Source organism: uncultured Streptococcus sp. (genome assembly GCF_963511325.1).
GTDB lineage: Bacteria > Bacillota > Bacilli > Lactobacillales > Streptococcaceae > Streptococcus.
In genome coordinates this window covers 1-15,199 of record NZ_CAUPII010000037.1, presented here as the reverse complement: position 1 = coordinate 15,199, position 15,199 = coordinate 1, and the positions used below count along the sequence as shown (strand labels likewise).

The 15,199-nt window shown below is 41.3% G+C and carries 6 protein-coding genes, 1 tRNA gene and 1 pseudogene; 7 read left to right on the top strand and 1 reads right to left on the bottom strand.

Annotated elements, in window-relative coordinates; genetic code table 11:
* The coding region (locus tag RQ973_RS08500) for an Nramp family divalent metal transporter (protein ID WP_311523655.1) at nucleotides 1-1,033 on the top strand (1,033 nt) is incomplete at its 5' end.
* 131 nt (nucleotides 1,034-1,164) lie between these two features.
* On the opposite strand, the gene RQ973_RS08495 is transcribed toward RQ973_RS08500, so the two are convergent.
* Nucleotides 1,165-1,252: transfer RNA gene (locus RQ973_RS08495), tRNA-Ser, on the bottom strand.
* A gap of 161 nt (nucleotides 1,253-1,413) precedes the next feature.
* On the opposite strand from RQ973_RS08495, the gene RQ973_RS08490 reads away from it, so the two are divergent.
* From RQ973_RS08490 to RQ973_RS08465, 6 genes and pseudogenes are all read left to right on the top strand, one after another.
* Nucleotides 1,414-2,154 carry a DeoR/GlpR family DNA-binding transcription regulator gene (locus RQ973_RS08490; protein ID WP_311523652.1) on the top strand — a complete coding sequence of 247 codons (741 nt, stop codon included), beginning with the start codon at nucleotides 1,414-1,416 and terminating at the stop codon, nucleotides 2,152-2,154.
* The gene (pfkB, locus tag RQ973_RS08485) at nucleotides 2,151-3,062 is read left to right on the top strand and encodes a 1-phosphofructokinase (protein WP_311523650.1); all 912 of its coding nucleotides are present in this window, start codon (nucleotides 2,151-2,153) and stop codon (nucleotides 3,060-3,062) included. The genes RQ973_RS08490 and pfkB overlap by 4 nt, the downstream gene beginning before the upstream one ends.
* Nucleotides 3,059-5,014 (top strand): fructose-specific PTS transporter subunit EIIC, encoded by a 1,956-nt coding sequence (locus tag RQ973_RS08480; RefSeq protein ID WP_311523648.1) that lies wholly within the window; start codon nucleotides 3,059-3,061, stop codon nucleotides 5,012-5,014. Before pfkB ends, RQ973_RS08480 begins: the two co-directional genes overlap by 4 nt.
* 269 nt (nucleotides 5,015-5,283) lie before the next feature.
* Nucleotides 5,284-6,072 (top strand): annotated as a pseudogene (locus RQ973_RS08475) (HEAT repeat domain-containing protein).
* Nucleotides 6,073-6,203: 131 nt separating this feature from the next.
* Nucleotides 6,204-8,528: a DNA translocase FtsK gene (locus RQ973_RS08470; RefSeq protein WP_311523647.1), complete on the top strand. Its 2,325-nt coding sequence runs from the start codon at nucleotides 6,204-6,206 to the stop codon at nucleotides 8,526-8,528.
* A 330-nt stretch (nucleotides 8,529-8,858) separates the two neighbouring features.
* Nucleotides 8,859-15,199, top strand: a 6,341-nt coding sequence (locus RQ973_RS08465) for a SpGH101 family endo-alpha-N-acetylgalactosaminidase (RefSeq protein WP_311523646.1), incomplete at its 3' end; no start/stop codon positions are given.

Genomic DNA, 15,199 nt, shown 5'->3' with positions numbered 1-15,199 from the left:
ATGGCTTCGTTATAGTCTATGGGTGATTTTAGAATTAGCCTTGATGGCGACAGATTTGGCAGAAGTTCTAGGTTCAGCCATTGCCCTAAATCTTCTCTTTAAGATTCCGATTATGATAGCCATTCTCTTGACTGTGTTGGATGTTTTTCTCTTATTGCTCCTGATGAAGTTTGGCTTTAAGAAGATAGAAGCTATCGTGACAACGCTGATTTTAACGATTCTAGCAATCTTTACCTATCTGGTAGCTTTATCACATCCAAGCTTCCAAGGAATCGTTGAAGGTTATTTGCCAAATGCAACCTTGTTTGAGAGTCCTCTGCCTGGACATGAAAGTCAATTAACCTTGGCGCTGGGGATTGTGGGTGCGACAGTGATGCCCCATAACCTCTATTTACATTCTTCCTTGTCTCAAACTCGGAAAATCAATCACAAGGACAAGAATGATTTGCGAAAAGCCGTTCGTTTTATGACTTGGGATTCTAATCTCCAGTTATCCTTGGCCTTTGTGGTTAACTCCCTTCTTTTGATCTTAGGGGCGGCTCTCTTTTTCGGACATGCATCTGAGATTTCTGCTTTCTCTCAAATGTATAATGCCTTACAGGATTCAACCATTGCGGGAGCTATAGCTAGCTCAACCTTATCAACCTTGTTTGCCTTGGCCCTATTAGCCAGTGGTCAGAATTCGACTATCACAGGTACCTTGACAGGACAAATCGTTATGGAAGGTTTCTTACATATGCGATTGCCTCAGTGGTTCATTCGTTTGGCGACTCGTCTCTTTGCCTTACTGCCTGTCATGATAGTAGCAGTTTTGTTTGGTCATCAGGAAAAAACCTTGGATCAGTTATTGGTCTATTCACAGGTCTTTCTTTCTATCGCTCTTCCATTTTCAATCTTCCCCTTGATTTATCTCACTTCAAAAAAATCAGTGATGGGAGAATTTACCAATGCCAAGTGGAATACTATCCTTGGTTATATTGTTTCCATTATCTTAACTGTCCTCAATGTGAAATTGCTATTTGATATTTTTTAAGGACCTTTTAACGTGAATTAGAAAAAAATCACCCAAGAGTTAACTCTCGGGTGATTTTTTGCAATTTAAATCTTTGATAGACGAAAATCCATTATAAAAAGCTGCATGAAGATGCAGCCACACTATAGCAACGGAAGACATGGGATTCGAACCCACGCACGCTTTCACACGCCTACCGCGTTTCCAACACGGCCTCTTAAGCCTCTTGAGTAATCTTCCAATACTTACTAAAATAGTTTATCATAAAGGGAATTATCTTGCAAATAAAATTCAAACAATTGGCAAAATGATAGAAAATGAAAGAAAGTGACAAAAAGTGCTTGACTTTGATTTTTTTTGTGGTAGAATGATTATTGTAATCGTTAACAGGAGGTGAGTAAGTGCTAAAAACCGAGAGAAAAAAATTGATTTTAGAGGAGCTGGGCAAACATAAAGTCGTTTCTCTAGAGAAATTAGTAGGTTTGTTAGACACGTCAGAATCAACGGTTAGACGAGATTTAGATGAATTGGAATCGGAAAATAAACTTCGCCGAGTTCATGGAGGAGCAGAGTTGCCTCACTCCTTGCAAGAAGAAGAAACCATTCAAGAAAAATCTGTCAAAAACCTTCAAGAGAAAAAATTGATTGCGCAAAAGGCAGTTTCCTTCATCAAAGAAAAAGACGTTATCTTTGTGGATGCAGGAAGTACAACAGCCTTTCTCATTAAGGAACTGGAGCGAAAAGACATTACTGTTGTGACTAACTCCATTCACCATGCGGTTCAATTAGTGGATAAGCAAATTCCAACTGTGATTATCGGTGGTGGAGTTAAGATGACAACGGATGCCAGCATCGGTGGTGTCGCGCTTAACCAGATTAACCAATTACACTTTGATCGTGCCTTTATCGGAATGAACGGGGTAGACGAAGGTTATTATACAACTCCAGATATGGAGGAGGGAGCTGTTAAGCGTGCTATTCTAGAAAATGCCAAACAAACTTATGTTTTGGCGGATTCATCTAAGATTGGTCAATCTTGTTTCGCTAAGGTAGCGCCTATAAAACGAGCAATTGTTATTACAAGCAAGGGTCACGAACTCTTGCCAGCTATCAAAGAAAAAACGGAGGTTATTGAAGTATGATTTATACAGTCACGCTAAATCCATCTATTGACTATATTGTCCGTCTGGATAAAGTGGAAGTTGGTAGTGTTAATCGTATGGATAGTGATGATAAGTTTGCTGGTGGTAAGGGAATCAACGTTAGCCGTGTCTTGAAACGCTTGGATATTCCGAATACAGCGACAGGCTTCATCGGTGGCTTTACAGGTAAATTTATCACTGATACTTTAGCTGAAGAGCAAATTGAAACCCGATTTGTCCAAGTGGCAGAAGATACGCGTATCAATGTCAAGATCAAAGCAGATCAAGAAACCGAAATCAACGGAACGGGTCCTACAGTTGAGCCTGAGCAATTGGAAGAGCTAAAAGCTATTCTTTCAAGTCTAACAGCAGAAGATACAGTGGTATTTGCTGGTTCAAGTGCTAAAAACTTAGGCAATGTCATCTATAAGGATTTGATTGCCTTGACTCGTCAAACGGGTGCTCAAGTAGTCTGTGACTTTGAAGGTCAGACCTTAATCGATAGTTTGGATTATCAACCGCTTTTGGTCAAACCAAACAATCATGAACTGGGAGCTATCTTTGGAATCAAGCTCGAAAGCTTAGATGAGATTGAAAAATACGCTCGAGAATTGTTGGCTAAAGGTGCTCAAAACGTTATCATCTCTATGGCTGGTGACGGTGCCCTTCTGGTAACATCAGAGGGAGCCTACTTTGCTAAACCGATTAAGGGAACCGTGAAAAACTCAGTTGGTGCTGGTGACTCTATGGTTGCTGGATTTACTGGTGAGTTTGTCAAATCAAAAGACGCAGTAGAAGCCTTCAAGTGGGGAGTGGCTTGTGGAACAGCAACTACCTTCTCTGATGACTTGGCGACTGCAGCATTTATTAAAGAAACTTATGAAAAAGTTGAGGTAGAAAAAAGATGAAAATTCAGGATTTATTGAGAAAAGATGTCATGTTGCTTGATTTGCAAGCAACTGAAAAAACAGCAGCTATCGAAGAAATGATTCATAGCTTGGTTGAACACGGATACGTGACAGATTTTGAAACCTTTAAAGAAGGAATCTTGGCGCGTGAAGCTTTGACTTCTACAGGTTTGGGTGACGGTATCGCAATGCCTCATAGCAAGAACGCTGCAGTTAAAGAAGCAACTGTTCTCTTTGCTAAGTCAAATAAGGGTGTTGACTACGAAAGTTTAGATGGACAACCAACTGACCTCTTCTTTATGATTGCCGCTCCAGAAGGTGCCAATGATACTCACTTGGCGGCCTTGGCAGAATTATCTCAATACTTAATGAAAGACGGTTTTGCTGATAAACTTCGTCAAGTAACATCAGCTGATCAAGTTATTGAACTCTTTGATCAAGCATCAGAAAAAGCTGAGGAACCAGTTCAAACACCTGCAAATGGTTCTGATGACTTTATCGTTGCTGTAACTGCTTGTACAACAGGAATTGCCCACACTTATATGGCTCAAGAAGCTCTTCAAAAAGTGGCTGCGGAAATGGGTGTCGGTATCAAGGTTGAAACCAATGGTGCTAGCGGTGTTGGCAACAAATTGACTGCAGAAGATATCCGCAAGGCTAAAGCCGTTATCATCGCAGCAGACAAGGCCGTTGAAATGGATCGTTTCGATGGTAAACCATTGATCAATCGTCCAGTTGCAGATGGTATTCGTAAGACAGAAGAGTTAATCAACTTGGCTCTTTCTGGTAATGCTGAAGTATATCGTGCTGCTAATGGAGCGCAAGCTTCAACAGCGTCTAACGAAAAACAAAGTATCGGTGGTGCTTTCTACAAACACTTGATGAGTGGTGTATCTCAAATGTTGCCATTCGTTATCGGTGGAGGTATCATGATTGCCCTTGCCTTCTTGATCGATGGTGCTATGGGTGTGCCAAATGATAGCCTCGGAAATCTTGGATCTTACCATGAACTCGCTTCTATGTTCATGAAAATCGGTGGCGCAGCCTTTGGTTTGATGCTTCCAGTATTTGCAGGATATGTTGCCTACTCAATCGCTGAAAAACCAGGTTTGGTAGCAGGTTTCGTAGCTGGTGCTATCGCCAAAGAAGGTTTTGCCTTTGGTAAAATCCCTTATGCTCAAGGTGGTGAAGCAACTTCAGCCCTTGCAGGTGTATCATCAGGTTTCCTAGGCGCCCTTGTGGGTGGATTTATCGCAGGTGCCTTGGTACTCTTGGTTAAGAAATACGTGAAGGTTCCTCGCTCGCTTGAAGGTGCTAAATCAATCCTTCTCTTGCCACTTCTTGGAACAGTCTTGACAGGATTTGTCATGCTTGCTGTTAACATCCCAATGGCAGCAATCAACACTGCTATGAACGACTTCCTTGGCGGTCTTGGAGGCGGTTCAGCTGTCCTTCTTGGTATCGTTCTTGGAGGAATGATGGCTGTCGATATGGGTGGACCAGTCAATAAAGCAGCTTATGTCTTTGGTACTGGTACTCTTGCAGCAACAGTGTCAACAGGTGGTTCTGTAGCCATGGCAGCAGTTATGGCAGGAGGAATGGTTCCACCACTTGCAATCTTTGTCGCAACTCTTCTCTTTAAAGATAAATTCACAAAAGAAGAACGCAACTCAGGTTTGACTAACATCGTTATGGGCTTGTCATTCATCACTGAAGGAGCGATTCCATTTGGTGCGGCTGACCCAGCTCGTGCTATCCCAAGCTTTATCCTTGGTTCAGCAGTGGCAGGTGGACTTGTTGGTCTTGCAAATATCAAACTCATGGCACCACACGGAGGAATCTTCGTTATCGCCCTTACAACAAATGCCCTTCTTTACCTTGTCTTTGTCTTGATTGGAGCACTCGTTAGTGGTGTAGTTTATGGTTACCTTCGTAAACCTTTAGAAAAATAATTACAAATACATTCAAATGACTGAACACGAAAGTGGGCAGTCATTTTTTTGATAATGGAGTTAGAGAGACCGGTCTCTAAAGTGATATAATAGAGGTAAATCGTAGAGAATTTAATACTCAATGAAAATCAAAGAGCAAACTAGGAAGCTAGCCGCAAGCTGTACTTGAGTACCGTAAGGCGACGCTGACGTGGTTTGAATTTGATTTTCGAAGAGTATAAATGACAGAATGCTAAAGTTCTACAAATACCTTAGAGGAGATAAGTGTCATGAATGATTCTAGAAAAGAAGAAATCGACAAACTAGAGAAATCTGAGATCTCTTGCCAAAATCTTACAAAAGAAGAGTTGCAAGAGACCTATGCCAGCTTGGTGGAGGAGAATTTTCCTGATTCTAAACGAATTCATTTTATAGCTGATTTAGGTAGGAGCCCAGAAATTGCCTTTCATTTTGAGCTCATTTGCAACGATTGGGAGGAAGGAACTGACCTGAATGTTGAAGCGAGTTTTGACCAGCATGGGCAGGCGGGAATCGATTATCTTTTAGAAACTCTCGATCAAGAGGAAGCGGAGAGTCAACGCGTTTTGATTGTATATCTTCTAGCGAAAGTCCTCTCCAAAGCAAGACATAGAGATTTTTATGCGTTTTCTTGCAAGCAATTACTTCCTGTTCTAATCTCTCTTTTACTTAGTTCAGAAGCTTCGAATCGTAGAAAGCTGATCATTGCCCTAGGTTGGATTGGTTCAATAGGTGAGATAGAAATCTTAGGACAACATCTCTTGACTGACCAAGATCCACTTTGTCGCGCCTGGTCTGCCAGTAGTCTAATGCAATTATCTTTTCATCAAGTAAAAAAAGAAATCTTAATGGAAAAAACGAAGGATTTGTTTTCTGAAGCAATTACAGAAGAAAAGGACTTGCAGGCTTGCGCTCTGATGATAGAAGCAGCCTAGGTATTGTTTGGGAAAAAATGGATCCCTACATCTGCTGTAGAGAAGTTGGAAATCGAAAAGATTGAGAAAGCAAGAAAATCAGCAATTAGATTTTTAAAGAAATAGTGAGACAAGATTGTTGAAAAATCATATAGAAAAGAAAGTGCAGAAATATCAACGAAAAATGATTGTATCTAGTAGATTCAGTCATTTTTTTGATTTCTCTAGATGTTTCTGAAATATGGTATAATAGAAGAATGGCAAACAAAAATACAAATAAAACAAGACGGAGACCGTCAAAAGCTGAATTAGAAAGAAAGCAAGCTATCCAAAGGATGTTAATTTCCTTAGTCATAGCTTTTTGCTTAATGTTCGCTGCTCTGAAATTAGGAGCAGTTGGACTCACCCTCTATAATCTTATTCGATTACTAGTAGGAAGTCTGGCCTATCTGGTCATCTTTGTCGTTCTAGTCTATCTTTTTTTCTTCAAATGGATTCGGAAGCAAGAAGGTCTAATCTCAGGTTTCCTTTGCATTTTTTCAGGCTTATTGCTGATTTTTGAAGCTTATCTTGTATGGAAATATGGCATCGAGCAGTCTGTCTTAAAGGGAACTTTGGCTCAAGTATTGACAGATTTGACAGGCTTTCGTGTGACTAGCTTTGCTGGAGGAGGACTTTTAGGTGTTGCGCTCTACATTCCAGTAGCCTTTCTCTTTTCAAATATTGGCACTTATTTTATCGGAGCTATCTTAATCTTAATCGGTGCTCTTCTAGTTAGTCCTTGGTCTGTCTATGATGTCGCTGATTTCCTTGGAGCACGTTTTGCACTTTGGATGGAGCGACGTGAGCAGAGGAAACAAGAACGCTTCATCAAACGAGAAGAAGAAAAAGCTCGTAAGGAAGCAGAAGAGCAAGCAAGACTCGAGAAAGAAAGAGAAGAGCAAGCTTTGCTTGATTCACCTTCTGTAGATATGGAAACAGGAGAAATATTATCAGAAGAGCCACTGCACGATTTTCCTCCACTTCCAGAGGAAGAATGGGTAGAACCTGAAATTATTCTCCCTCAAGCAGACTATGATCTTCCTAGCGAAGTTGACATTCCAGAAGAGGATGAGTTCTTAGAGGATGAGGATGTTGAGGTAGATTTTTCTGCAAAAAAAGCCTTAGAGTACAAACTTCCAAGCTTGCAACTTTTTGCACCCGATAAGCCAAAAGACCAGTCCAAGGAAAAGAAAATCGTTCGCGAAAATATCAAGATTTTGGAAGAAACCTTTGCAAGTTTCGGTATCAAGGTAACGGTTGAACGTGCTGAGATTGGTCCATCCGTTACCAAGTACGAAGTCAAGCCAGCCGTTGGTGTGCGGGTCAATCGCATTTCTAATCTAGCAGATGACTTGGCTCTGGCCTTGGCTGCGAAAGATGTCCGTATCGAAGCTCCAATTCCAGGGAAATCCTTAGTCGGGATTGAAGTGCCTAACTCAGAGATTGCGACAGTCTCCTTCCGAGAGCTCTGGGAACAGTCGCAAACTAAACCTGAAAATCTCCTAGAAATTCCCCTTGGGAAAGCAGTTAACGGAACAGCTCGTAGTTTTGATTTGGCTAAAATGCCTCACTTGCTAGTAGCTGGTTCGACAGGTTCTGGTAAATCTGTTGCAGTCAATGGTATCATTGCAAGTATTGTCATGAAGGCGCGTCCAGACCAAGTCAAGTTTATGATGGTGGATCCGAAGATGGTTGAGCTGTCAGTCTATAATGATATTCCTCACCTCTTGATTCCAGTTGTGACGAATCCTCGTAAGGCCAGCAAGGCCCTTCAAAAAGTCGTGGATGAGATGGAAAATCGCTATGAACTCTTTGCCAAAATTGGCGTTCGTAATATTGCTGGTTTCAATGCTAAGGTAGAGGAATTCAACGCTCAATCTGAGTATAAACAAGTACCTCTTCCTTTGATTGTTGTAATTGTCGATGAGTTGGCTGATTTGATGATGGTAGCCAGCAAGGAAGTAGAAGATGCTATTATCCGTCTTGGACAGAAGGCGCGTGCGGCTGGTATTCACATGATTCTTGCAACGCAGCGTCCGTCGGTTGATGTTATCTCTGGTTTGATTAAGGCCAATGTACCGTCTCGTGTAGCATTTGCAGTTTCGTCAGGGACAGACTCTCGTACTATCTTGGATGAAAATGGAGCTGAGAAATTGCTTGGCCGAGGGGACATGCTCTTTAAACCAATCGATGAAAACCATCCTGTTCGTCTGCAAGGTTCTTTTATCTCGGATGATGATGTGGAACGTATTGTCAGCTTTATCAAGGCTCAGGCAGATGCAGACTACGATGAGAGCTTTGATCCAGGTGAGGTTTCTGAGACAGAAGGTGAGTCTGGCACAGGAGACGAAGGTGGAGATCCGCTATTTGAAGAAGCTAAGGCTCTGGTCATTGAAACTCAAAAAGCGAGCGCATCCATGATTCAACGTCGTTTATCAGTTGGTTTTAACCGAGCAACTCGCTTGATGGAAGAATTAGAGATGGCTGGAGTTATCGGACCTGCAGAAGGAACGAAGCCACGAAAGGTTTTACAACAATAAAAAACGTAAAAATAGTATAAAAATGCATGGAAACTTTATTGAAAAGTTAGTCAAAAATGGTCTAACTTTTTCGATGAAGTTTCCTTTTTTATAGCGATTTCTTTAGAAATAAAGCCATCTGAAAATCGTTTCAGACTTGCCCAATAATTGGATTTTACTTTTACTAATTTTACCTATTAAACTATTGATTTTTCAAACTGTTTTTGATATATTAAATTGGTATAGAAAAAATTATATGTTTATCCAGAAGTGTTTAAAAATTGAGGAGGATATTTTTTTAAAACAAAATGCAAACGCTTACTTGGTAAACTGAAAGGAACAAAAAAACCGATGGATAAAGGATTATTTGAAAAACGTTGCAAATATAGTATTCGGAAATTTTCATTAGGAGTTGCTTCTGTTATGATTGGTGCAGCTTTCTTTGGAACTAGCACTGTTCTCGCAGATTCTGCACAAACAGGTTCAACAGCGAATATGCCAGCTGATTTGGCGGCAGCTCTTGCCAATGCTAAAGAGGATGATGGGCATGACTTTGAAGCACCAAAACCTGGTGAAGATCAGGGTTCTCCTGAAGTAACTGAAGGACCAAAGACTGAAGAAGAATTGCTGGCAAAAGAAAAAGAAACTGCAACTGCAACAAGCTCAGCAGCTTCAGATACTCTTCCTGAAGAACTACGTGGAAAACTTGATAAGGCTGAAGAAAATGGCCGCACTGCCTCAAAAGAAGAACTAGAAAAAGAAGATAAAAGCTTAGTCCCAGAAGATGTTGCTAAAACAAAAAATGGGGTATTAAACTACGGTGCGACTGTCGAAATTAAAAGTGCTGCAGGGCTTGGTAGTGGTATCGTTATCGGGGAAAATCTCGTTTTGTCTGTTTCTCATAACTTTATCAAAGATGTTCCAGATGGCAATAATCGTAAAGTAGCTGATAATGTTGAAAGTGATGACGATGTTTATACAGTTTCTTACAAAGGGGCACCGGACGTCAAATTCAGTAAGAATGATGTGAAACACTGGGATCGTGAAGGTTTCCTAAAAGGTTATAAAAATGACTTAGCCATTGTCAAACTTCGCAGTCCACTTGCAAATGCTCCAGTTGAAGTTTTGGATAAACCATCTACAATTAAGGTGGGAGATAAGGTGCATGTTTTTGGTTATCCAAAAGGCGAGCTCGATCCGATTTTGAATACCACTGTTGAAGCTATTAACAATCACGGAGAAGGTGTTCGTGGCATTAGCTATCAAGGAAGTGAACCTGGTGCCAGCGGTGGTGGAATTTTCGATGAAAATGGGAAATTGATTGGTATTCATCAAAATGGTGTATCTGGTAAACGTAGTGGAGGTATTCTCTTCTCACCTGCTCAGCTAGAGTGGATTCAAAACTACATCAAGGGTATTGAAACAACGAAACCAGCTGGTCTAGATGCTTTGGATAAGCAAGTAGAAGATAAAGAAGAAAAACCAAAAGAGGATAAACCTAAGGAAGATAAGCCAAAAGAAGAAACACCAGCAGAAAATAAACCTGCTGAAAACAAGCCAGCTGAAAATAAACCAGCTGAGAATAAACCGACTGAATCAAAAGAAGTTACTCCAGAATGGAAAACAGTTGAAAATAAAGACCAACAGGGAACAGTAACAATCCGTGAAGAAAATGGAGTTCGTTACAACCAACTAGCTTCAACTGCTCAAAATGACAATGGTAAGAAACCAGCCTTGTTTGAAAAAGATGGTTTGACAGTCGATGCTAATGGAAATGCTACAGTTGATTTGACCTTTAAAGAAGAATCTGAAACAGGTAAATCACGCTTTGGTGTCTTCATGAAATTCAAAGACACTGATAACAACGTTTTTGTAGGTTACGACCAAGGTGGATGGTTCTGGGAATACAAGTCAAATGGAAGTGGACTTTGGTACCAAGGTGGACGTGTTGCAGCACCAGTAAATGGTTCTGTCAACCACTTGACGATCAGCCTCAAATCAGATGGACAACTTAACGCAACAAACAATGATGTCAAACTTTTTGACACACTTACCTTACCATCTGCTGTAAATGACAAGCTCAAAGATGAGAAGAAAATCGTTCTTAAGGCTGGAAGCTATAGCAGTGAGAGAACCATTGTCAATGTCAAAACGGATGACCAAGAAGGCGTGAAAAACGACCAAGAGGCTGCTGAAAAAGAAAAGGGCGACACCGTAGACGATAGCAAAGTCAAATATGACACGATCGAATCTACAGTATTGAAAGCAGTCATCGACCAAGCCTTCCCACGTATTAAAGAGTACGTCCTAAATGGCAACAAGCTTCCAGGTCAAGTGCAACCGATTAATCAAGTTGTGATTAACAAGCACGCTGTGACTCCTGAAGTTACCTATAAGAAGGTCAATGCAACGACTGCTGAGTATGAAATGAAACTCCGTGATGCGGAGAACCTCATCAATGCAGATATGACCGTTCGTTTGCAAGTGGTGGACAATCAACTTCACTTTGATGTAACTAAGATTGTCAACCATAACCAAGTAACACCAGGACAGAAGATTGATGATGAACGCAAACTACTTTCTTCAATCAGCTTCCTAGGAAATGCCTTGGTATCTGTATCAAGCGACCAAGCAGGAGCTAAGTTTGATGGGGCAACCATGTCAAACAACACTCACGTAAGTGGTGACGACCATATCGAAGTAACAAATCCAATGAAAGAATTAGCCAAAGGCTATATGTACGGATTTGTTTCAACAGATAAACTCGCTGCTGGTGTATGGAGTAACTCACAAAATAGCTACGGTGGTGGTTCTTACGACTGGACACGTTTGACAGCTTATAAGAATACGATTGGCAATGCTAACTACGTGGAAATTCATAGCTCTGAATGGCAATGGGAAAAAGCCCACAATGGAGTTGTCTTCCCAGCATACACTCAAGAACTTCCAAGTGCAAAAGTTGTCATCACGGAAGATGCCAATGCTGACCATAAGGTTGACTGGCAAGATGGTGCGATCGCTTACCGTAGTATCATGAACAACCCTCAAGGTTGGGAAAAAGTTAAAGACATTACAGCTTACCGTATCGCCATGAACTTTGGTTCACAAGCACAAAACCCATTCCTTATGACCTTGGATGGTATCAAGAAGATCAACCTCCATACAGATGGTCTTGGTCAAGGTGTACTTCTTAAGGGATACGGAAGTGAAGGACATGACTCTGGACACTTGAACTATGCAGACATCGGTAAACGTATCGGTGGTGTTGAAGACTTTAAAGCTCTTATTGAAAAAGCTAAGAAATATGGTGCCCACCTGGGTATCCACGTCAATGCTTCAGAAACCTATCCTGAATCAAAATACTTCAATGAAAATATTCTTCGTAAAAATGCAGATGGTAGCTATAGCTACGGTTGGAACTGGCTTGACCAAGGTATCAATATCGATGCAGCTTATGACTTGGCTCATGGACGTTTAGCACGTTGGGAAGAATTGAAGAAAGAATTAGGTGAAGGCCTAGATTTCATCTATGTCGACGTTTGGGGTAACGGCCAATCAGGTGACAACGGTGCTTGGGCAACTCACGTTCTTGCAAAAGAAATCAACAAACAAGGTTGGCGTTTTGCAATTGAGTGGGGCCATGGTGGTGAGTATGACTCTACCTTCCATCACTGGGCGGCTGACTTGACTTATGGTGGCTATACCAATAAAGGTATCAACAGTGCCATTACTCGCTTTATCCGTAACCACCAAAAAGATGCTTGGGTTGGTGATTACAGAAGCTACGGAGGTGCGGCAAACTACCCACTTCTAGGCGGATACAGCATGAAAGACTTCGAAGGTTGGCAAGGTCGTAGTGACTACAACGGTTATGTAACCAACTTGTTTGCCCACGACGTTATGACCAAGTACTTCCAACACTTCACTGTTAGCAAATGGGAAGATGGTAAACCAGTAACCATGACTGACAATGGTGGTACTTATAAGTGGACACCTGAAATGAAGGTTGAATTGGTAGATGAGGAAAACAACAAGGTAGTTGTTACTCGTAAATCTAACGATGTCAATAGCCCACAATACCGTGAACGAATTGTAACACTTAATGATCGTGTCATTCAAGATGGTTCAGCCTACTTGACACCTTGGAACTGGGATGCCAATGGTAACAAGCTTACTGGTGACAAGGAAAAAATGTACTACTTCAATACTGAAAAAGGTGCAACAACTTGGACACTTCCTAGCGACTGGGCAAACGGTAAAGTTTACCTTTACAAACTAACAGACCAAGGTAAGACTGAAGAACAAGAACTAGCTGTCAAAGATGGTAAGATCACACTCGACCTTCTAGCAAATCAACCATATGTTCTTTATCGTTCTAAACAAACTAATCCTGAAATGTCATGGAGCGAAGGAATGCACATCTATGACCAAGGATTTAACAGTGAATCTTTAGATCATTGGAAGATTGAAGGTGATGCTTCTAAAGCGACAGTTGTTAAATCTCAAGGTGCGAACCAAATGCTCCGTATCCAAGGCAATAAAGAAAAAGTTAGTCTCACTCAAAAATTGACTGGCTTGAAACCAAATACGAAATATGCAGTCTATGTCGGTGTGGACAACCGTAGTGATGCTAAAGCAAGCATTACTGTTAATACTGGTGAGAAAGAAGTGACCAACTACACCAACAAATCACTCGCTCTCAACTATGTTAAAGCATACGCTCATAACACACGTCGTGACAACGCAACTGTTAATGATACAAGTTACTTCCAAAATATGTATGCCTTCTTCACAACAGGTTCAGATGTATCAAATGTAACCTTGACCTTGAGTCGTGAAGCAGGAGATGAAGCAACTTACTTCGATGAAATCCGTACTTTTGAAAATGATTCAAACATGTACGGTGATGGTCATGATACTGCAAAAGGCGTCTTCAAACAAGACTTTGAAAATGTCGGACAAGGTATCTTCCCATTTGTCATCGGTGGAATCGAAGGTGTTGAAGATAACCGTACTCACTTGTCTGAAAAACATGGTCCATACACACAACGTGATTGGAATGGCAAGAAAGTTGACGACGTTATCGAAGGAAATTGGTCACTCAAGACAAATGGTCTCGTTAGCCGTCGTAACTTGGTTTACCAAACAATTCCACAAAACTTCCGCTTTGAAGCAGGTAAGACCTACCGTATCACATTTGACTACGAAGCTGGATCAGATAATACTTACGCATTTGTTGTAGGTAAGGGAGAATTCCAATCTGGTCGTCGTGGCGGCCAAGCAAGCGATCTCGAAATGCATGAATTACCAAACTCATGGACAGATTCTCAAAAAGCGAAACGTGCAACCTTCCTTGTGACAGGTGCTGAAACTGGCGATACTTGGGTAGGTATCTACTCTACAGGTAACGCAAGTAATACTCGTGGAGATTCTGGTGGTAATGCTAACTTCCGTGGTTACAATGACTTCATCATGGATAAACTTCAAATTGAAGAGATTGTCTTGACAGGTAAGATGATGACAGAAAATGCTGTCAAGAATTATCTTCCAACTGTAGCCATGACTAACTACACCAAAGAAAGTATGGATGCTTTAAAAGAAGCAGTCTTCAACCTCAGTCAAGCAGATGATGACATTAGTCTGGAAGAAGCTAAAGCAGAAATCGATAAGGTCAATGCTCTTAAAGATGCTTTGGTGATGAAGAAAACAGCTCTTGTAGCAGATGACTTTGCAAGTCTTTCAGCTCCTGCTCAGGCTGGTGAAGGTCTTGAAAATGCCTTTGATGGCAACTTGTCTAGTCTATGGCATACATCATGGGGCGGAGGCGATGTTGGTAAACCAGCAACAATGGTCTTGAAAGAACCAACTGAAATTACAGGCTTCCGTTATGTTCCACGCGGTTCAGGTTCAAATGGTAACTTGAGAGATGTGACTCTTGTTGTTACTGATGAAACAGGTAAGGAGCATACCTTCAATGCAACTAATTGGGCTGATAACAATAAGCCAAAAGATATCGATTTTGGCAAGACTATCAAAGCTAAGAAGATTGTCCTAACAGGAACAAGAACTTACGGAGATGGTGGCAATAGATATCAATCTGCTGCAGAATTGATTTTCGCTCGTCCACAAGTTGCTGAAACTGGTCTTGATACTACAGCTTATGAAGCAGCCTTGGCTAAAGCTCAAAAATTGACTGATAAGAGCAATCAAGAGGAAGTAGCAAGTGTTGTTGCCAGCATGAAATTTGCAACAGATAATCATCTTTTGACAAATAGAATCCTTGAATTCTTTGCAGATTATCTCGACCAATTGAAAGACCAAACACCTACCCCAACTCCAGATCCAGAACCTAAACCTGAAACTCCAACTTCAAGCAAGGGAGATGAATCAGCCCCAGTTGTTGACCTTCCAGAATTCACAGGTGGTGTAAATGGTGTTGAAGCCGCAATCCATGAAGTTCCAGAGTACACAGAACCAATCGGTACAGCAGGTGATGAATCAGCCCCAGTTGTAGAGGTTCCGGAATACACTGGTGTTCTTGGTACAGCAGGTGATGAAGCAGCCCCAGTTGTAGAGCTTCCAGAATACACTGGCGTTCTTGGCACAGCAGGCGATGAATCAGCCCCAGTTGTAGAGGTTCCAGAATACACTGGCGTTCTTGGCACAGCAGGCGATGAATCAGCCCCAGTTGT

Bases quoted from the DNA above. Each gene is read 5' to 3' on its own strand.
- pfkB (WP_311523650.1), top strand. From the start codon at position 2,151: ATGATTTATACAGTCACGCTAAATCCATCTATTGACTATATTGTCCGT.
- RQ973_RS08480 (WP_311523648.1), top strand. From the start codon at position 3,059: ATGAAAATTCAGGATTTATTGAGAAAAGATGTCATGTTGCTTGATTTG.
- RQ973_RS08470 (WP_311523647.1), top strand. From the start codon at position 6,204: ATGGCAAACAAAAATACAAATAAAACAAGACGGAGACCGTCAAAAGCT.